The sequence below is a fragment of the Pedobacter sp. UYP30 genome, assembly GCF_040547165.1.
In the GTDB taxonomy this organism is placed as follows: domain Bacteria; phylum Bacteroidota; class Bacteroidia; order Sphingobacteriales; family Sphingobacteriaceae; genus Pedobacter.
Genome location: NZ_JBEPPD010000005.1, coordinates 237,701 through 255,834 on the forward strand (window position 1 = coordinate 237,701; position 18,134 = coordinate 255,834).

The following is an 18,134-nucleotide window of genomic DNA, read 5'->3' on the forward strand; positions in this document are numbered from 1 at the left end:
TAAAATCATGAAAAGAACAATTTTAACATTGAGTTTGGCAGCAAGTATTTTAGCTGCATGCAATAACGGCAACACCAAAACAACTGATGTAAGTAGTAAGCCGACAACTGAAACCATGAGCGCTTCGACTCCAGAGCCGAATCAAAACCCATTAATAGCCGATTATCTTTCCATTAAAGACGCATTGGTTAAAGACGATAGCAAAACTGCAGCAGAAGCTGGCAAGACATTGGCAGAAACCCTAAAAGCTTATGATGCAAGTGGCTTAAATACGGCGCAGAAAAAAACGTTTGATGATATAAAGCCAGATGCGCTCGAAAACGCAGAACATATAAGTGAAAATGCCGATAAAATAGCCCATCAGAGAGAGCATTTTATACTGCTAAGCGAAGACATGTACGATCTGGTTAAATCTTTGGGCACCAAACAAACCTTATATAAAGACTTTTGTCCAATGGCTAACGATAAAAAAGGGGCTTTTTGGATAAGTTCGATAAAAAACATCCAAAACCCATATATGGGGCAAAAGATGAATACTTGTGGTTCTGTTAAAGAAACGATCAATCAATAGTCGCTGATGAAATATTTTAAAATTATCGCATTGTTTATCATTTTCTGCTTAATTGCAATCCAATTTTTTCGACCGGAGCGAAACATTATAAGCAATCCATCGGCTGTAGCCATTACCAAAGTGGTAACTGTACCGGCCAATGTGTCGATGATTTTAAAAACAGCTTGCTATGATTGCCATAGCAATAATACAAATTACCCGTGGTATGCCAACATCCAACCGGTAGCGTGGGTGTTGGCCAATCACATCAAAGACGGCAAAAGCGATTTAAATTTTAGCGATTTCGGTAATTACTCGGCAAGGCGACAAAAGAGCAAGTTATCTGCAATAGAAGATGCGATAAGGGATAAAACAATGCCACTGACTTCCTACACACTTATCCACAACGAAGCTAGACTTAGCAAGAAGCAGAAAGAACTATTAATTAGGTGGGCTGACAAAACATTGGTAGGCTATTAAGAATTTACAAATCAAAAATGAAATGAAAAAAATTAAACTATTTATTCTAATAATGTTGGGCGTTTATACTGCAATGGCTCAGCAAAACATCAAGAGCATCAGTTCAACATCAGATGACCATCTTATCCATCCGGGCAAGCGAGTAGTTTATGATTTATATTTAACCGACACGCTTGTCAATTTTACAGGGAAAAAGGTATTTGCCCAGGCCATTAACGGCCAAATTCCCGGACCTACGTTGCGTTTTACCGAGGGCGATACCGCAGTAATCCACGTGCATAACAAGATGAAAGATGAAACTTCACTGCATTGGCACGGCATCCTCATTCCTAATAAATATGACGGCGTTCCATATTTAGAAACGGCTCCCATAATGCCGGGCCAAACCCACGATTTTATATTTCCGCTGCGCCAAACGGGCACTTATTGGTACCATTCTCATACAAAATTGCAAGAGCAAACCGGGTTATTCGGTTCCATCGTAATTGAGGCGCAAGATAAATCAAACAAAATAGATCAATACCCTGATAAGGTTTTGTTGCTTTCTGACTGGACAAACCAAAACCCGAAGAATGTACTGCGATTGCTGAAACGTGGAAGCGATTATTTCGCGATTAAAAAAGGGGCAGTGCAAAGTTATGGCGAAGCCATTTCTAAAGGTTATGGGAGCGATAAACTGAAGATGGAGTGGATGCGCATGCCCGCGATGGACATAAGCGATGTTAAATACGATAAGTTTTTCATCAACGGAAAAGAAAACGTAGCACAAAATTTTAAGCCTGGAGAAACGGTTAGGCTTAGGTTGATAGACGGTTCTTCCTCTACTTATTTCTGGACGCAGTTTGCCGGTGGACAGATGACTGTTATCGCAGCAGATGGCTTGGAAATACAACCGGTCAAAGTAGATAAATTGCTAATTGGCGTTGCAGAAACGTACGATGTGCTTATCACCATCCCAAAAAATGGAAAATATGAATTTAGGGCAACGCCGCATGATGTATCTGGCCAGGTCTCTACTTATTTTGGTGAGGGAGAAATGCATAAAGCGCCAGACATTCCGAAAATGAACTACTTTAGGATTATGCACAGCATGAGCCAGATGATGATGGGCATGAAAGGCATGCAGATGAGCGCCGTTAAAAACGAAAAACTCAAAAAAGCAGGGATGCTTTATGAAACCCCCAAAGGGATGGAAGGCAAAATGGGAACGCCCAACACAGACGAAATGAATATGGGAGGCATGAAGATGGGCAACATGAAGATGGACGGTATGGAGGGAATGGACATGAAGACCGACTCTTCTAAAATGAAGATGGGCAACATGAACCATAACGGCATGAAGATGGACGGCATGAAGGGGATGGACACGAAAACCGACTCCTCTAAAATGAAAATGGCCAACATGAACCATAACGAGATGAAGATGGACGGCATGAAGGGCATGGACATGAAAACCGATTCTTCTAAAATGAAGATGGGCAACATGAACCATAACGACATGAAGATGGACGGCATGAAGGGCATGGATATGAAAACCGATTCTTCTAAAATGAAGATGGGCAACATGAACCATAACGAGATGAAGATGGACGGCATGGACATGGGTGGCGGAATGAATATGACAATGGGCATAAAAGACGACGGTAGGGGCGTAAAAATGACTGTTCTAGGCTCTATGATGCATAGTTTGGGCGGCGACGGCAAGATTTTAACTTACGGTATGCTAAAAGCCAAAGCATCAACCGAGATAGATTCTAAGCAGCCGGTAAGAACATTTCAACTTTACTTAACTGGCTCCATGTTAAGGTATGTGTGGAGTATTAATAACAAAACGCTTTCAGAGCAAGACGTTTTATCCATAAAAAAAGGAGAAAAAGTGAGGTTTGTAATGCACAATACCACCATGATGGAACACCCGATGCATCTTCATGGCCACTTTTTTAGAGTGCTTAACGGTCAGGGAGAACTTTCTCCGCTAAAACATACGGTGAGTGTAGAACCGATGCAAACTGTAACCATAGAGTTTGATGCCAACGAACAAAAAGACTGGTTTTTCCATTGCCACATTCTCTACCACATGAACGCGGGCATGGCGAGAATAGTCCGTTACCAAAACTCCCCAATAACTCCAGAAGTTGCGCAGTATCGAGATAATAATCCTGTTTTAAGAGAATCCAACCATCCGTTTTTCTGGGCAAGCAACGCCTTCCAATCGCAGGGAAATTATGGCATGTTCAATGTCTCAAACACACGCTATAGTTTTAATTCCGACTGGCGTTTTAGTTATGATGGGCGTTATGAGGTAACACCTAGGTTGGAACGCTACTTAGATAACCGATTTTTTCTATCTGCCTATTTGGGCGGAGAGTTCAAGAATGATACAAAAGGTGGTGCATTTGTAAAGGACGATAAGCAAAATGCCTTTTTAGGACTTCGCTATCTATTGCCTCTATTTATCCAGACAGATGTACGGATAAGTCAGCGCGGAAAGGTTCGTTTTGAAATTGGCAGATCAGATATTCCCATTTCCAACCGCATAAGGTTTGGCGGAAGCTGGAATACAGATAACGAATATAGATTAAATACCACCTATATTTTAGGAAAAAAACTGGGTATATCTGCAAGTTATGATAGCGATTATGGCTATGGGGCTGGTTTAAGAGTGATGTATTAAATTTAAAGCAATGAAAAAATTAATTTTGAGTTTGGGGTTTACTGTGCTAACCTTTGCCGTGCTCGCGCAGACACAACAGGTCGAGTCTGAAGTTAGATTTCCAAATTACCACCCATTGGTGGTTCACTTTCCAATCATCCTCCTATTGGCCGCGGCCGTAATGCAAATAGGTGTGCTATTTTTTAAAAACAAGGCTTACAATTACACCATCATCGCATTTACGATCATAGGCTTTGTCACCGGACTACTGGCGTCTAATCTGTTTCATGCACATGCCTCAGAAAGTATTCCAGCCGCCCAGATGGCGATATTTGAAAGCCATGAAAAATTTGCCAACATTACCATCTGGCTAAGCGGAATTGCCGCATGCGTCAAACTGCTCGGTTTATTTATCAAGATGAAATGGGTGGAGACATTAGCTTTAGTTTTGTTGCTGGGCTCGGCTGTTGCGGTAAGCATCGCCGGCCATCATGGCGCAGAACTGGTATATAAATACGGCATTGGCCCTGAGGGCAAAAAACTGGAACAGGAAAATTAATAATCATAAAAATTTAAAAACATGGATAATCAAACCTCTAAAACAGAACAAACACAGAACATGGGCTACCGTAAATTTGCGTTAACTATGGCGGTGTCCTTTGTAGTTATGTACGGCATTATGTTCATTAACATTGTGGATATACATCATTTCTACATCAGCTTAACAAGGATTTATATGGCATTGTTGATGGTAAGTTTGATGGCAATTGTGATGCTTTTTATGATGGGCAAAATGTATCCAAATAAAAAAACAAATAACCTTATCATAATTGGAAGCGTAGTCGTTTTTGGTCTTGTGCTCACAGCTTTAAGAACGCAAACCCCAGTTGGAGATGAACAATACATGAAAGCGATGATCCCCCACCACTCCTCTGCAATAATGACGAGTGAAAACGCCAACATCAAAGACCCCGAGGTAAGAAAACTCGCTGATGGCATTATCGAAGCCCAGAAAAAAGAAATCGCGGAGATGAAGGCAATTCTTGCGCGCATGGAGAAATAAAAGATAACTAAACTATTGATTATCGGCATAGCACATTGGAGGAAATACTCTAAAGCCCGCCGAAAACGCATTTAAGGGCAAAAAATGAAATTTTAACCCTAGAAATCACACCGAAAAAAATCGAAACTAAATTATCTTCTCGATGTTATACGATAACAAAATTAAAACATAAGAAAATGAAAAAAGTATTAATGGCCCTATTCGTTATGGCAATCAGCTTTAGCGCAATGGCACAAACGACAAAGAGTGATTCGTCAACGAGTGATTCGGCAAAGAGTGATTCGACAATGAAGGATCACGTTATGATGATGGACGGCAAAATGATGGTGATGAAAGCCGGTAAAACCACAATGATGGATAAAGACATGACGATGTCTAATGGCACTATGGTGATGATGGACGGTAAAATGAAAATGAAAGATGGTAAAACCATGAAGATGAAAAACGGTCAGGCTATGGACATGGATGGAATGATGATGCCAATGAAAATGAAGGGTAAGAAGATGAAAGACATGAAAATGGAGAAAGATACTACAATGGAGAAAGATACTACAATGAAGATGTAAACAAATTCGGTGTGGTTGATTTTAGAAGTTCTACTTCGATTGTCATTCACTGCCAGAAATTAAGCAACGCATGAAACCTCTGGACATAGTCCAGAGGTTTTTTTGTTTATTCCACGACTTCCCTGAGGATTTTTTGGGAATATTCTCTTCGGATAGCCACAGGCAGTAACTGCATCAAAGACATTCATAAAGGAAATGCAACTTTCAAATGCAAATCCAAAAAAATGACATCAAAAAAGAACGTAACCAAATCGTTGGCTTATGCTAGCCCAACGAAACCTTAACTGTTGTTAATAATAGTTATTCTATTTTCTTGCATATTTTATCCATTGATTGGTGTCCACGTACATATTTCATCACAATTTTGTCGTAAGTCTGAAAAAAGAATATAATGAATTGGTGTTTAAATTGATTTCATTGTAATTCCTGCTAAAGCTGTCTTGTTTGACATTTTGTAATATGCGAGTCTGTTTGAAAAATCTACTCAACGAAAGATTTTCAAAGACTATGTGCTTGCTGTTCTCTCAATTGCATTTTTACTGAATGCTATCTGGGAGATTTTGCAAATACCTCTGTATAAAGGAGGATCGTATTCATTGAGCCATATTCTTTTTTGCCTATTGGCTTCGGTGGCGGATGCTATAATGGTATTGCTCATTTATTTTGGCTTTGCTCTGGTTTATAAAAATGCCCCGTGGATTGAAAACCTAAAGCGCAGCAAAATTATTCTTTTGATATTGGCAGGTGCGATAAGTGCCGTTCTTGCAGAAACAAGGCATTTATCAATCGGTACTTGGAGTTATGCAGACACCATGCATGTGATCCCAATTTTGAATGCTGGCCTTTCTCCAGTTTTGCAGTTCATGATTTTACCTTTGCTTATTTACACGCCATCCTTGAACATGACAAAGCGTTTCTTTAGTTAAAAGCGTCCGTTATTGTTGTATTCTCACAAGTTAAATTTGACAAGGTCTGGATGGCATTTATTTCATTAGTTTTCCTTGACTTAATTTCATTGCCTAAAGAGATATGCCACGGGCATGCTTGCGGCACTTTTGGCAAATAGCCACCTTCCCCTCCCAATGTCATTAACTTAACGGTTTCGTCATTTTGAACGCAGTGAAAAATCTCACTGGCTATGACCGATGTAAGATTTGATATTGCTTTCCCCTAGTTGTGAGACCTCTCGCTGTGCTCGACGCGACGACTTCATTGTTTTTAAGTTAATTACATTGCCCACCCGGCTAGCAAAACCTACAGACAAAAACAATATTAAAATATCCAAAAATATTTTAGCAAAAATAATGGTCGAACCTAGGTTAGTGTCGTTGGAAAACTTAAAATTCGATACATAATATTTTTAATAAGGCGAGTTAGAAAGTGTGAATCCTACAACATATCAGCAACATTGTGTAATTATAACCAGTTAGATTAAACTACTTTTATGTGACAGTAAAAAGTAATGAAAAAAACGGCGGCCTTATTGCTTCTAGTATTTTACACAGCTACCACTTTTGGGGTAACGCTCAACTTTCATTATTGTGGAGATAAATTAGACCATGTTTCTGTCTCAAATTTTAGCAATAAACATACTTGTTCCTGTGCCCCCGGTACTATGCCCAAAGGCTGTTGTAAGGACAAGAAGGTTTTCAGTAGAACAGATAATCATAAGAAGTTTATAGAATCATTTAGCTTTAACGAAATGGCTTCTAATTGTTATTTGCCTGTTATTACTGACCATACAAATTATAATTTATGGACTGTAAAAAGGAGTAACAACTATTTTGCTTATCAAGTTAGACGAGCGGCCTTATTTCCCATCTACCTATCTGTTAGGTCACTACGAATATAATACCAGACTTATTTGAGTATAATTTATCAGGCGCAGTCATTGTTGTCAAGCAATTTGGCATTTTCTATATAATTTACCCTCAAATATCCCTCCAATAGCACATTGCTTCATAAATGTGTTTTGAGCACATAAATGTGTGTTATTCAAAAAAAATATTTGCGATTGATACGAATTTCACAAGATGTGGGTTGGGTCAATTAAATAAATGTCCCATTCAAATAAATTCACTAAATGAATTTTAGAAAGAGACCACTTAATTAAGAAACATACCGATGAAAATACATTTGACTATAAAAAACATGTGCTGTGGCAGATGTATTGTAGAAGTGAAGAGAATATTTGAAGGATTGGGTTTACCACCTCTTCAGGTTAATTTGGGAGAGGTGGTAGTTGAAAAATCTATACCCGAGGGTTTACAAGAAAAACTTATTAAAAAATTGGAAGATCACGGATTTGCCCTAGCCTTGTCTGCTGATGAGAAACTGGCCGTAGATATCCAAACATTACTAGTAACCTATCTTCATGAATACCTTTTAGCTAAAGAAAAGGCGCTCACTATTTCGAGTTATTTATCAGGTAAACTTTTTAAAAGCTATAAATATTTAAGCAAGGTGTTCAAACAAGTTACTGATATAACTATTGAGAGGTACTTCATTAAATTAAAAGTAGAGAAGGCCAAGGAACTTTTGATACTGAATGAAATGGATATTAACGAAATAGCCTGGTTACTGGGATATAGTTCATCTCAGAATTTTAGCACGCACTTTAAGAGAGAAACTGAAAAAACGCCCGGCGAGTACAAGAAAGAACCGATACCTGAAAGAATTCATCTTCCTAACCTAATTCCAGAGAATTTAAAACAATTACAGTCATTAAGCTAAACAAAAAATAGCTGTGTTAAAACTATATTTATATCTCATCTAAAATTAACAATCATATCATTAAGATATAGAAATCATGGAAAAAAGCATTTTTTATTTGCATAGACATTAGTAGTCCTTACCGCGTTCTGCTCATGAATTTGGCCAAACGAAAGAAGCCACAACAAATGCGGAAAAATATTTATCAACCAATTTTATTATCAACAATTTAAAAACAAAAGATTATGACACATTACGGCGATTTTTGGGGAATGCACTTGTTATGGTGGTTATTCTGGATCATCATGCTAGTATGGATTTTTGCCACACCATGGGATATTCCCGGACAGCGAACTCGTAAAGACACCCCATTGGATATTTTAAAGAAAAGGTTGGCCAGGGGCGAAATTCAGAAAGAAGAATACGAAGAAAACAAAAAAATTATCGAACAAAGTTAATTATCTAAAAAACAAGACCATGACTCGTAAAGAAATAAAAAATTGCGTGGATGCATGTATAGCGTGCGCAACCACCTGTACCGATTGCGCCATCTCCTGCCTGCACGAAAAAGAGATTAAACACCTTACCAAATGCATCATACTCGATTGGGAATGTGCAGCAATCTGCAAGGCAGCAGCGAAATTAATGAGTATGGAAAGTGCGTATTCAAAAGAACTTTGCCAACTGTGCGCTACCATTTGTAATGCCTGTGCAGACGAATGTGAAAAACATGCATCAATGGGAATGGAAGATTGTAAAGCGTGCGCAGAAGCCTGCAGGGCATGTGCCAAAGAAACGATGGGGATTTACGAAAAGTTGGAAGCGCAGGATCAAGAAACAAAAGGCCAACGCTGGTTAGTTACTGAGGATGAGTGTGCAATTGTTTCTGAGGTTACGGCAGAATTAATAAGTCTAAAAAGCGCCTACGCCATGCAGATTTCAGAAATAAACGAAAAAATTTGTACCGCGGCGGCCGAGGATTTACAAAGCCATGCGGCTATGGAAATGGAACATTGTAATGCCTGTGCATCGGTAGCAAATGAGGTACATGAGGAACTGAAAAAGCAGGATAAAGCAGAGGAAGACTTCACAGTTTTAAATGAGGATGAATCGCAAAAAAATAGTAAAGAACATTCTGCTGCTTTATTGGCCGCGTCCGTTTGGAGGAGTCCCTCTCGACACGCAACTCCTCATTCGAATTATGATGTGAGGGGAAGACGAAGCCCTTTTGCAAATACAGACACTTTTTATTCTTTATGAACAGAATGACGGAGGATAAATGGTAGCTCATAGTACTTGCCTGAGTCTAAAATTATCATAAGCCTACTAACTAAGCAAATTTGAGTATTAATACCTAAAAAAATGAACAAACACACCCTCTGGATGATAATTGGCTGCGGCCTACCCTTATTACTGATTTTTTTTGCACCTGCATTAGGTTTAGGATCCGGTGTTTCCCTCTTTATTTTTATAGCACTTATGTTCGCTTGTCATCTGCTCATGCCTATGCATCATCATGAAGACCATGAAGATGTGGATAAACAAAATACATAAACACTAAAAAAAGAAAATCATGAACTCCACCATTAATGTCAAAAAATTTGGCCTAGCTGTTGGCCTTACCGTATCTCTACTCTATTTGGGCTGTATGCTGGTTATGGTAACAATAGGGCATGCCGGCTCCGTGCAATTTTTTAACAATCTACTGCATGGTCTAGATGTTTCAACAATTCTTAGAATGAATGTTCCTTTATGGGAGGCAGGCATTGGCCTGGTAAAAACATTTATTCTTGGCTGGTTGGTGGGAGCCTGCATTGCAGGTTTTTATAATATGTCAATAAAAAAATAGCTTGAAATGGATAGACGTAAATTTTTAGCGACCGGAGCAGTAAGTACTGCCGCATGAATGGAGTCAAAAAACAAGATTAAATTAAATCGGGCAACAGCGATACTGAAGAACGGGCAACAGCGTATCTGAAAATAATTTTAAAAATAATAAAAATGAAAATGAAAAAAACAATTACCACAGTATTTGCCTCGATGCTGATGCTGGCACTATCTCTTACAACAAGTAATTCTTTCGCACAAACTAAAACGAAGGCTGCAATGATGAAGGATCATTGTATGATGAAAGACGGCAAAATGATGGTAATGAAAGATGGCAAAACAATGCCAATGAAAAAGGATATGACCATGAAAAATGGAACAATGGTTATGACTAATGGCGAGTGTACCATGAAAGATGGTAAAAAGATGACGATGAAAGAAGGCGATTGTATGGAAATGAGTGGCAAAATGGGTAAATGTTCTATGATGAATATGGGTACGAAAAGCAAAAAAACGGAAAAACCCATGAAAGAATCGATGAAAATGTAAAGGAACAAACTAAACAAATGTTTAAACATTTGAATCATCATTCAAAACCGCCGAATACTCGAAATGTTCACTTGTTTTGATAATGGAAAAATCAATTAAAAGAAAATATAAAACATTAGTAACAATTAAAAAGAAAAATCATGGAAAATTCAATCAAGCACACGTATCACATTGGTGGTATGAGTTGTGGTGGATGCGTTGCATCAGTTAAAAATAGATTATCGGCTGCGCCCGGTGTAACATCTGTAACCGTTGATCTGGGAAAAAAGCAAGCAGAAATCACGTCTTCTGTGGCGATCAATGCAGAGACACTTCAGAATGCATTTACGAATACGCATTACACCATTTCAGAACTTAACGCAGCTTAATTAAAAATCCTGTCACGTTCAAAAAATTGTCTATTCAGTTTTAGGGTTTAATTCACCCAATTCTTGCGTTGAATAAAAAACAATTCCTTTTTACTACCTCGTACCCCGGATCGAGGTAGTTTAATTGATAATCGGGCTACAGCGAAACTGTAGAGCAGTTTTAATTTTAAAAAAATGTATATGTATAATGGTTACCACTTTGGAGGCATGAACCTTATATGGTGGTTTATTTGGATGATATTGATATTCTGGATTTTTGCAACACCTTATAATATTCCCGGACAGCGGAAAAAGAAAGATACTCCGCTCGAAATTTTGCAGAGACGTTTCGCTTCAGGAGAGATAACAAAGGACGAGTACCTGAATTTAAAAGAGACATTGGCTGAGGACTCTATCCAGATTAATACACAGTAATGAGCTGACCGAAAATATTTCGGGCAAAGTACGATTGTTGAAACACATGAAAGATCACAAATTGAACTTGCTAAGTAACTTTTACCCATAAAAAAATTACAATCATGACAGACATAACCATCAACATCAACACTGGTTCAGAGAATAGTGAGCCGAAGATTACAGCTACAACAGACAATGCTAAAACCGCTGTTCCAAGCGCAGAATTATCAGTAAAAGAGGAAACTCCGAAAGTAGCAGCAAAGGAAGAAATCACTTCGGAAACCGAGGTTTCAAAGGATGAATCTATAAAGAAAGAAAATCCGAAAAAAATGGACATTGCGGACGAGGAGCAAGCAAAAACCGAGGTTGAAAAATAGGCTTTTGGGATAAGATATTTCAGAGTGAAGTATCTTATCTTAAAAAAGGGTTCAGAACAGAATGTAAATAGATAACATCCAAAACCATGGCAAAAATCACTATCAATATCAACACAGACGGCGATGAGCCAAAGGTTACCACTTCGACGGATAATACTGATGCCGACACCCCTAAAGTTGAGCCGTCAAAAGAAGAAACCCCGATAGAGCAACCGGAAGAAGAAAAGAAAGAAGAAACTTCTTCGGCAAAAGAACCTAATCAGGATGAATCTTCAGAGAAAGATGACCCGAAGAAAATGGACATGACCAAAGAGGAACATTCAAAAATGGATCATGATGCCATTCCCATGGGTATGGCAGGGCATGACCATCATAAAATGATGATAGCCGATTTTAAAAAGCGATTTTGGGTATGTGTAATTATTACCATACCCATTCTTGTTTTCTCACCAATGATTCAGAATTTTGTTGGGTATAATTTTTTATTGCCAGCAAATCCATATATCCTTCTGGCACTTTCATCTTTTGTTTATTTCTGGGGTGGATGGCCATTTCTTAAAGGTTTTTGGAGCGAAGTAAAAAAAGCGTCGCCAGGGATGATGACATTGATTGCGATGGCCATTTCCGTAGCTTATTTCTACAGTGCAGCTACGGTATTTGGATTGCCCGGAGTTGATTTTTTCTGGGAATTGGGTACGCTGATCGTAATTATGTTACTGGGGCATTGGATTGAAATGAAATCTGTACTTGGTGCTTCTAAAGCTTTGCAGTTACTGGTAAGCATGATGCCAGCAGAAGCGCATCGCGTAAAGGCCGACGGACAAGTGGAAGATGTAAAACTGGATGTGCTGGAGCAAAATGATGTGATTATGATTAAGCCGGGCGAAAAAGTTCCTGCTGATGGCATCATCATAGAAGGTAGCAGCCATCTGAACGAAGCTATGCTAACCGGCGAATCCAAACCTGTAAAAAAAGAGACTGAAAACAAAGTAATTGGCGGCTCCATCAACGGTAATGGTTCGCTTAAAGTAAAAGTAGAACATACAGGAAAAGACAGCTATCTAAATAAAGTAATCAAATTGGTAGAAGATGCGCAGAAGTCAAAATCCAAGATGCAGAATCTATCTGACAGGGCTGCCAAATGGCTTACCTACATTGCGCTTGGGCTTGGTTTTGGTACCTTAGCGGTATGGTTGTTTCTAGGCTTTCCGTTTGTATTTGCACTAGAGCGCATGGTTACCGTAATGGTAATTGCCTGTCCTCATGCATTGGGTTTGGCGATCCCATTGGTGGTTGCTATTTCTACTGCAGTATCTGCCCAAAACGGACTTTTAATTAGAAACCGCACTGCCTTTGAAGACTCAAGAAAAATAACGACGCTTTTATTTGATAAAACGGGCACGCTTACCAAGGGCGATTTTGGAGTTACCCGCATTGTATCCCTCGATAAACAATTCTCAGAAGATGAATTGTTGCGGCTTACGGTGGCGCTGGAACAAAGTTCAGAGCATCCGATTGCTGTTGGGATTGTTCGTAAAGCAAAAGATCAAAAGATTACGACTCCCAAGGCCGAAAAATTTAATGCCATAACGGGTAAAGGTGTGGAAGCAAGTGTAGAAGGAAAGGATATAAAAGTAGTTAGCCCCGGTTATTTAAAAGATAAAAGCATTGCCGTTCCCGAAGGTGCCTATAGCAGCGAGGCAGAAACGGTGGTATTTATTATTATTAACGAAAAGCTTGCTGGGTACATCGCTTTGGCGGACGAAATAAGACCCGAAAGCGCTGAAGCCATAAAAGTGTTTAAAAAGAATGGCATAAAAGTATTAATGGCAACTGGTGATAATGATAAAGTAGCAAAAGCAGTAAGCGACCAATTAGGCTTAGATGGCTATTTTGCAGAAGTGCTTCCCGACCAAAAAGTGAAAATTGTAAAGGATCTACAGGACAAAGGCGAGTTTGTTGCCATGACTGGCGATGGTGTAAATGATGCACCTGCACTTGCACAATCAAACGTAGGCATAGCGATAGGGTCTGGTACAGATGTGGCCGCTGAAACAGCAGACATTATTTTGGTAAATAGTAATCCAAATGATATTGCTAAACTTATTCTTTTCGGTAAAGCCACGTACAATAAGATGATACAAAATTTAATTTGGGCAACTGCTTATAACGTGGTTGCAATACCATTAGCCGCAGGTGTTTTGTACAAGGCCGGCTTTGTCTTAGGACCAGCAGTTGGTGCGGTATTTATGAGTCTGAGCACGATTATAGTAGCGGTTAATGCGCAACTGCTCAGAAAGAAGATAGGCAATAAATAATATTGAAGAAAGCGCCTTGAAATTTGATTTTTTTTGAATTAAACCAACACTTAAAAATGCAATCTTCAACAAACATAACAACACTATTTCTCGACATTGGCGAAGTGCTGCTAACGAACGGGTGGGGTCATGAATCGCGGCAACTTGCAGCAGAAAAATTCCATCTGGATTATACGGATTTCAACACCAGACATGCTATTGCGTTCGCAACTTATGAAATAGGGAAACTTACCGTAGATGAGTATTTAGACATTGCTGTTTTTAATAAACCAAGAGATTTTTCAAAAGATGAATTCCGGCAATTTATGTTTACGCAATCAAAGCCATACCCGGAAATGATCGAATTAATGAAGATGCTAAAAAAACAATACGGTTTAAAGATTATTGCGGTAAGCAATGAAGCGAGGGAATTGAATACCTATAGGATAGACGAATTTGGATTGGCAGACTTTATCGATTTTTTTGTGTCCTCCACTTATGTGCACATACGCAAGCCCGATAAGAACATTTTTAAACTGGCACTTGATATGGCGTATGTAAAGCCGGATGAAGTGCTTTACATAGATGACACGGGGGTTTTTATAACCATTGCTAAAAGCATGGGTATAAATGGCATTTGGCATGTAAACTATGAAACAACCTGTAAAAAATTACAATCATTAGGTTTTAAGACTACATTATGAAAACGTTAAAAACACATATTCTGGTAGTCAACGGCGGCTCGTCTAGCATCAAGTTCGCTGTGTACCACCGCGATAAAAAATTAAAGAACATCCTTTCTGGGCAACTAAACAGAATCGGATTGAAGAATCCTGAATTTACTGTTACCAATAACCACACCGACGAAAAGAGTAAAATCAAAATAGAAGCAACAAATTTCAACGAAGCTACACGGGTCTTCATTGAATGGTTGAAAGACCAAGAATATTTTGAAGAGATCAGCTGTATCGGCCATCGCATTGTTCACGGCATGGAGCATTCCCGTCCAGAAATTATTGATGATAATTTATTGGAGGAACTGCATAAAATAGTTGAATTTGATCCAGATCATCTTCCGGCGGAAATTGAAATGATAAAATTGTTTAAAGAACAGTTTCCACAGTTGATGCAAATTGCCTGCTTTGATACCTCCTTTCACACAACCATACCCCAGTATGCAAAGACTTTTGCCATACCCAAAAAGTACTATACCGAAGGCATTAAGAGATATGGATTCCACGGTCTTTCATACAGTTATTTATTGCATGAGTTAAAAAAGAAAAGTAAAACCGAAGCTAAGGGGAAAATAATCCTTGCACATCTGGGAAACGGAGCGAGCGTTGCGGCCATTAAGAAAGGCAAATCCATAGATACCAGCATGGGGTTTACACCTGCAGGAGGTATAGTTATGAGTACAAGAAGTGGTGATTTAGATCCTGGTGTGGCCGGGTACTTAATGCGAAAGGGTCTTAATGCAGAAAAATTTAATGATTTGATCAACCATCAATCTGGTTTGCTCGGCATCTCGGGCTATAGTTCTGACATGGAGGATTTACTTGAACAGGAGAAAGAAAATAAAGATGCTGCCCTGGCCATACAAATATTTTGTTATCAAATAAACAAATACATCGGCGCATATACCGCAAGTTTGGGTGGACTTGATGTATTGATTTTTTCTGGTGGTATTGGAGAGAATGCACCCGTAATACGGTCGCGTATCTGTAAAGGCTTTAATTATTTGGGAATCAAAATAGACGAAAGAAAAAATAAAAAGAATAAAACAATCATCTCAACAAAAAACAGCGCGGTAAAGGTATATGTAATACCTACTGATGAGGAGATAGTGATTGCTAAAAACACAAAGAAACTTTACATAAATACTCAAGTCAAAACATCTTAAAAATTTTAAGTTATGGAAATACAAACTATTGAAACAGACAAAGAACAGTTATCCCCCGAACTTCTAAATAAAATAAATGCTTATTGGCGGGCTGCCAATTACCTCTCAGTGGGTCAGATTTATTTACATGAGAACCCGCTATTAAGAGAGCCGCTGAAACCGGAAAATATCAAGAACATGCTGCTTGGGCATTGGGGCACTACGCCCGGACAAAATTTTATTTATGTGCCCTCAACCGCATCATAAAGAAATATGATCTGGACATGATCTACATTTCTGGCCCAGGCCACGGAGGACCCGCAATTGTTGGTAATGTTTATCTCGAAGGAACGTATAGTGAGGTGTATCCAGATATCAGCCGAGATGAAGAAGGGCTAAAGAAATTATTTACGCAATTTTCTTTCCCGGGTGGAATACCAAGCCACGTTTCCCCCGAATGTCCGGGTTCTATCCATGAGGGCGGTGAATTGGGTTATTCCCTCAGCCATGCTTTTGGGGCAGTTTTTGATAATCCCGGTTTAATTGTGGGTTGCGTAGTTGGCGATGGCGAAGCAGAAACAGGCCCGTTGGCCACCGCATGGCACTCCAATAAATTTCTAAATCCTATTACCGATGGAGTGGTGCTGCCCATTCTGCATTTGAATGGCTACAAAATTGCCAATCCAACGGTTTTAGCCCGCATCAGTATCGAAGAATTGGATCAACTATTTAGAGGTTATGGCTGGAAGCCTTATCTAATAGAAGGCGATGATCCCATGGAAATGCATCAAAAAATGGCGCAATTGATGGATAAAGTGGTCGAGGAGATAAAAGCCATTAAAAAGAATGCAATTGAGAACGGCGATGTTAAACGTCCTATTTGGCCAATGATTATTTTAAAGTCGCCCAAGGGTTGGACGGGTCCAAAATATGTGAACGGTTTAAAGATAGAAGGTAATTTTCGTGCCCACCAGGTACCGATAACAGACCCTGCCACAAATCCTGAACATCTAAAGCAATTAGAAGAATGGCTTAAAAGTTATAAACCCGAAGAACTCTTTGATGAAAATGGACGGTTCAATGCTGACCTCGCTGAGCTAGCTCCAAAAGGTAAGCATCGAATGGGCGACAATCCACATTCCAATGGAGGCTTGTTGCTTCACAACCTTCGTATGCCCGATTTTCGCGATTACGGAAATAATTTAAAAATCCGTGGAGAAATAGGGCCGGGCGATACGCTGGCTTTAGGTGCATTTATGAGGGACATAATAAGATTAAATGCAGATAAAAGAAACTTTCGTGTTTTTGGCCCTGATGAAACGTTGTCAAACAAGCTGAATGCCGTGTTCGAAGCGACCAACCGCCAGTGGGAAGCACCGATAATCGATGCAGATGAATTTTTGGAAAAAGACGGCCGCGTAATGGAAATGTTGAGCGAACACCAGTGTGAAGGCTGGCTGGAAGGGTATCTTTTAACAGGAAGACATGGATTGTTCAATTGCTATGAAGCGTTTATCCATATCATAGATTCGATGTTTAACCAGCATGCCAAGTGGCTGGAGGTAACATCAAAACTCCCTTGGCGAAGAAAAATCGCTTCACTCAATATTTTGCTGGCCTCACATGTATGGCGGCAGGATCATAATGGCTTCACCCACCAAGATCCAGGGTTTCTTGATGTAGTAATGAATAAAAAGGCATCTGTTGTGCGTGTGTATCTGCCACCAGATGCCAATTGCCTCGTGTCGGTCATGGATCACTGTTTTCGCAGCAGGCACTACGTAAACGTGATAGTGGCAGGCAAGCATCCTGCACCGCAATGGCTTTCTATGGAAGAAGCAGTAATCCATTGCACCAAGGGAATCGGAATATGGAGATGGGCAAGCAGTGATGAAAACGAAGAACCCGATGTGGTGATGGCCTGTGCCGGCGATGTGCCAACGCTTGAGACCTTGGCAGCGGTATCCATATTAAGGGAAAAATTGCCAGATCTGAAAGTTCGCGTGGTAAATGTAGTTGACCTTATGAAACTGCAGCCCGAAATAGAACATCCACACGGTTTAAGCGATGCAAATTTTGACACCTTGTTTACTAAGAACAAACCGGTAATTTTTGCATTTCATGGTTATCCATGGCTTATCCACAGACTAACTTACAGGCGCACCAATCACAGCAACATCCATGTGCGGGGCTATAAGGAGGAAGGCACCATCACCACCGCTTTTGATATGACGGTACTAAACCAGTTAGACCGTTTTGACCTTGTGCAAGATGTGATAGACAGGTTGCCGCAGTTAAAAGATAAAACAGCTTATCTAAAACAAGAGATGCAGGATAAGCTTATCGAACATAAATATTATATTCGGAAGAATGGGTTGGACATGCCTGAAATAAGAGATTGGAGCTGGAAAAACTAA

22 protein-coding genes are annotated in these 18,134 nt (G+C 39.5%); all 22 read left to right on the forward strand.

Annotated features, from left to right (window positions below):
* Nucleotides 1–7: 7 nt before the first annotated feature.
* On the forward strand, nt 8–571 hold the full coding sequence (locus ABIB40_RS08450; protein ID WP_354357968.1) for a DUF3347 domain-containing protein: 564 nt from the start codon (nt 8–10) through the stop codon (nt 569–571).
* 6 nt (nt 572–577) lie between these two features.
* Nucleotides 578–1,030, forward strand: a complete 453-nt coding sequence (locus ABIB40_RS08455; protein ID WP_354357970.1) for a heme-binding domain-containing protein — start codon at nt 578–580, stop codon at nt 1,028–1,030.
* A gap of 22 nt (nt 1,031–1,052) precedes the next feature.
* Nucleotides 1,053–3,704 (forward strand): multicopper oxidase domain-containing protein, encoded by a 2,652-nt coding sequence (locus ABIB40_RS08460; RefSeq protein ID WP_354357972.1) that lies wholly within the window; start codon nt 1,053–1,055, stop codon nt 3,702–3,704.
* A gap of 10 nt (nt 3,705–3,714) precedes the next feature.
* Nucleotides 3,715–4,242, forward strand: a complete 528-nt coding sequence (locus tag ABIB40_RS08465) for a DUF2231 domain-containing protein (RefSeq protein WP_354357974.1) — start codon at nt 3,715–3,717, stop codon at nt 4,240–4,242.
* Between the two features lie 21 nt (nt 4,243–4,263).
* Nucleotides 4,264–4,746, forward strand: coding sequence for a DUF305 domain-containing protein (locus tag ABIB40_RS08470; RefSeq protein ID WP_354357976.1), 483 nt, complete (start codon nt 4,264–4,266; stop codon nt 4,744–4,746).
* Between the two features lie 287 nt (nt 4,747–5,033).
* On the forward strand, nt 5,034–5,312 hold the full coding sequence (locus ABIB40_RS08475; protein ID WP_354357978.1) for a DUF6799 domain-containing protein: 279 nt from the start codon (nt 5,034–5,036) through the stop codon (nt 5,310–5,312).
* A gap of 596 nt (nt 5,313–5,908) precedes the next feature.
* Nucleotides 5,909–6,238, forward strand: coding sequence for a hypothetical protein (locus tag ABIB40_RS08480; protein ID WP_354357980.1), 330 nt, complete (start codon nt 5,909–5,911; stop codon nt 6,236–6,238).
* Between the two features lie 536 nt (nt 6,239–6,774).
* Complete coding sequence (locus ABIB40_RS20715) at nt 6,775–7,164, forward strand: HYC_CC_PP family protein (protein WP_502931055.1); 390 nt, start codon at nt 6,775–6,777, stop codon at nt 7,162–7,164.
* A gap of 272 nt (nt 7,165–7,436) precedes the next feature.
* Complete coding sequence (locus tag ABIB40_RS08485) at nt 7,437–8,045, forward strand: helix-turn-helix domain-containing protein (RefSeq protein ID WP_354357982.1); 609 nt, start codon at nt 7,437–7,439, stop codon at nt 8,043–8,045.
* 224 nt (nt 8,046–8,269) lie between these two features.
* Complete coding sequence (locus ABIB40_RS08490) at nt 8,270–8,482, forward strand: SHOCT domain-containing protein (RefSeq protein ID WP_354357984.1); 213 nt, start codon at nt 8,270–8,272, stop codon at nt 8,480–8,482.
* Between the two features lie 19 nt (nt 8,483–8,501).
* Nucleotides 8,502–9,284, forward strand: a complete 783-nt coding sequence (locus ABIB40_RS08495; protein ID WP_354357986.1) for a four-helix bundle copper-binding protein — start codon at nt 8,502–8,504, stop codon at nt 9,282–9,284.
* Nucleotides 9,285–9,386: 102 nt separating this feature from the next.
* Nucleotides 9,387–9,578, forward strand: coding sequence for a hypothetical protein (locus tag ABIB40_RS08500; RefSeq protein WP_354357988.1), 192 nt, complete (start codon nt 9,387–9,389; stop codon nt 9,576–9,578).
* Between the two features lie 19 nt (nt 9,579–9,597).
* A complete protein-coding gene (locus tag ABIB40_RS08505) occupies nt 9,598–9,873 on the forward strand; it encodes a DUF5676 family membrane protein (protein ID WP_354357990.1) in 276 nt (91 codons plus the stop codon).
* 158 nt (nt 9,874–10,031) lie between these two features.
* Nucleotides 10,032–10,400 (forward strand): DUF6799 domain-containing protein, encoded by a 369-nt coding sequence (locus ABIB40_RS08510; RefSeq protein ID WP_354357992.1) that lies wholly within the window; start codon nt 10,032–10,034, stop codon nt 10,398–10,400.
* Between the two features lie 140 nt (nt 10,401–10,540).
* Nucleotides 10,541–10,768, forward strand: a complete 228-nt coding sequence (locus ABIB40_RS08515; protein WP_354357994.1) for a heavy-metal-associated domain-containing protein — start codon at nt 10,541–10,543, stop codon at nt 10,766–10,768.
* Nucleotides 10,769–10,975: 207 nt separating this feature from the next.
* Nucleotides 10,976–11,182 carry an SHOCT domain-containing protein gene (locus tag ABIB40_RS08520; RefSeq protein WP_354357996.1) on the forward strand — a complete coding sequence of 69 codons (207 nt, stop codon included), beginning with the start codon at nt 10,976–10,978 and terminating at the stop codon, nt 11,180–11,182.
* Between the two features lie 104 nt (nt 11,183–11,286).
* Nucleotides 11,287–11,541, forward strand: coding sequence for a hypothetical protein (locus ABIB40_RS08525; RefSeq protein ID WP_354357998.1), 255 nt, complete (start codon nt 11,287–11,289; stop codon nt 11,539–11,541).
* 86 nt (nt 11,542–11,627) lie between these two features.
* Nucleotides 11,628–13,859 (forward strand): copper-translocating P-type ATPase, encoded by a 2,232-nt coding sequence (locus ABIB40_RS08530; protein WP_354358000.1) that lies wholly within the window; start codon nt 11,628–11,630, stop codon nt 13,857–13,859.
* Between the two features lie 56 nt (nt 13,860–13,915).
* On the forward strand, nt 13,916–14,542 hold the full coding sequence (locus ABIB40_RS08535; RefSeq protein WP_354358001.1) for an HAD family hydrolase: 627 nt from the start codon (nt 13,916–13,918) through the stop codon (nt 14,540–14,542).
* Nucleotides 14,539–15,738, forward strand: a complete 1,200-nt coding sequence (locus ABIB40_RS08540) for an acetate/propionate family kinase (protein ID WP_354358002.1) — start codon at nt 14,539–14,541, stop codon at nt 15,736–15,738. Before ABIB40_RS08535 ends, ABIB40_RS08540 begins: the two co-directional genes overlap by 4 nt.
* A 12-nt stretch (nt 15,739–15,750) precedes the next feature.
* Nucleotides 15,751–15,984, forward strand: coding sequence for a phosphoketolase family protein (locus ABIB40_RS08545; protein WP_354358004.1), 234 nt, complete (start codon nt 15,751–15,753; stop codon nt 15,982–15,984).
* Entirely contained in the window at nt 15,930–18,134 is a 2,205-nt protein-coding gene (locus ABIB40_RS08550; protein WP_354358006.1) for a phosphoketolase family protein, read from the forward strand. The genes ABIB40_RS08545 and ABIB40_RS08550 overlap by 55 nt, the downstream gene beginning before the upstream one ends.

Bases quoted from the DNA above. Each gene is read 5' to 3' on its own strand.
- ABIB40_RS08490 (WP_354357984.1), top strand. From the start codon at position 8,270: ATGACACATTACGGCGATTTTTGGGGAATGCACTTGTTATGGTGGTTA.
- ABIB40_RS08520 (WP_354357996.1), top strand. From the start codon at position 10,976: ATGAACCTTATATGGTGGTTTATTTGGATGATATTGATATTCTGGATT.
- ABIB40_RS08505 (WP_354357990.1), top strand. From the start codon at position 9,598: ATGAACTCCACCATTAATGTCAAAAAATTTGGCCTAGCTGTTGGCCTT.
- ABIB40_RS08455 (WP_354357970.1), top strand. From the start codon at position 578: ATGAAATATTTTAAAATTATCGCATTGTTTATCATTTTCTGCTTAATT.
- ABIB40_RS08535 (WP_354358001.1), top strand. From the start codon at position 13,916: ATGCAATCTTCAACAAACATAACAACACTATTTCTCGACATTGGCGAA.
- ABIB40_RS08465 (WP_354357974.1), top strand. From the start codon at position 3,715: ATGAAAAAATTAATTTTGAGTTTGGGGTTTACTGTGCTAACCTTTGCC.
- ABIB40_RS08500 (WP_354357988.1), top strand. From the start codon at position 9,387: ATGAACAAACACACCCTCTGGATGATAATTGGCTGCGGCCTACCCTTA.
- ABIB40_RS08470 (WP_354357976.1), top strand. From the start codon at position 4,264: ATGGATAATCAAACCTCTAAAACAGAACAAACACAGAACATGGGCTAC.
- ABIB40_RS08485 (WP_354357982.1), top strand. From the start codon at position 7,437: ATGAAAATACATTTGACTATAAAAAACATGTGCTGTGGCAGATGTATT.
- ABIB40_RS08540 (WP_354358002.1), top strand. From the start codon at position 14,539: ATGAAAACGTTAAAAACACATATTCTGGTAGTCAACGGCGGCTCGTCT.
- ABIB40_RS08495 (WP_354357986.1), top strand. From the start codon at position 8,502: ATGACTCGTAAAGAAATAAAAAATTGCGTGGATGCATGTATAGCGTGC.
- ABIB40_RS08510 (WP_354357992.1), top strand. From the start codon at position 10,032: ATGAAAAAAACAATTACCACAGTATTTGCCTCGATGCTGATGCTGGCA.
- ABIB40_RS08450 (WP_354357968.1), top strand. From the start codon at position 8: ATGAAAAGAACAATTTTAACATTGAGTTTGGCAGCAAGTATTTTAGCT.
- ABIB40_RS08475 (WP_354357978.1), top strand. From the start codon at position 5,034: ATGAAGGATCACGTTATGATGATGGACGGCAAAATGATGGTGATGAAA.
- ABIB40_RS08545 (WP_354358004.1), top strand. From the start codon at position 15,751: ATGGAAATACAAACTATTGAAACAGACAAAGAACAGTTATCCCCCGAA.
- ABIB40_RS08515 (WP_354357994.1), top strand. From the start codon at position 10,541: ATGGAAAATTCAATCAAGCACACGTATCACATTGGTGGTATGAGTTGT.
- ABIB40_RS08460 (WP_354357972.1), top strand. From the start codon at position 1,053: ATGAAAAAAATTAAACTATTTATTCTAATAATGTTGGGCGTTTATACT.
- ABIB40_RS08530 (WP_354358000.1), top strand. From the start codon at position 11,628: ATGGCAAAAATCACTATCAATATCAACACAGACGGCGATGAGCCAAAG.
- ABIB40_RS08525 (WP_354357998.1), top strand. From the start codon at position 11,287: ATGACAGACATAACCATCAACATCAACACTGGTTCAGAGAATAGTGAG.
- ABIB40_RS20715 (WP_502931055.1), top strand. From the start codon at position 6,775: ATGAAAAAAACGGCGGCCTTATTGCTTCTAGTATTTTACACAGCTACC.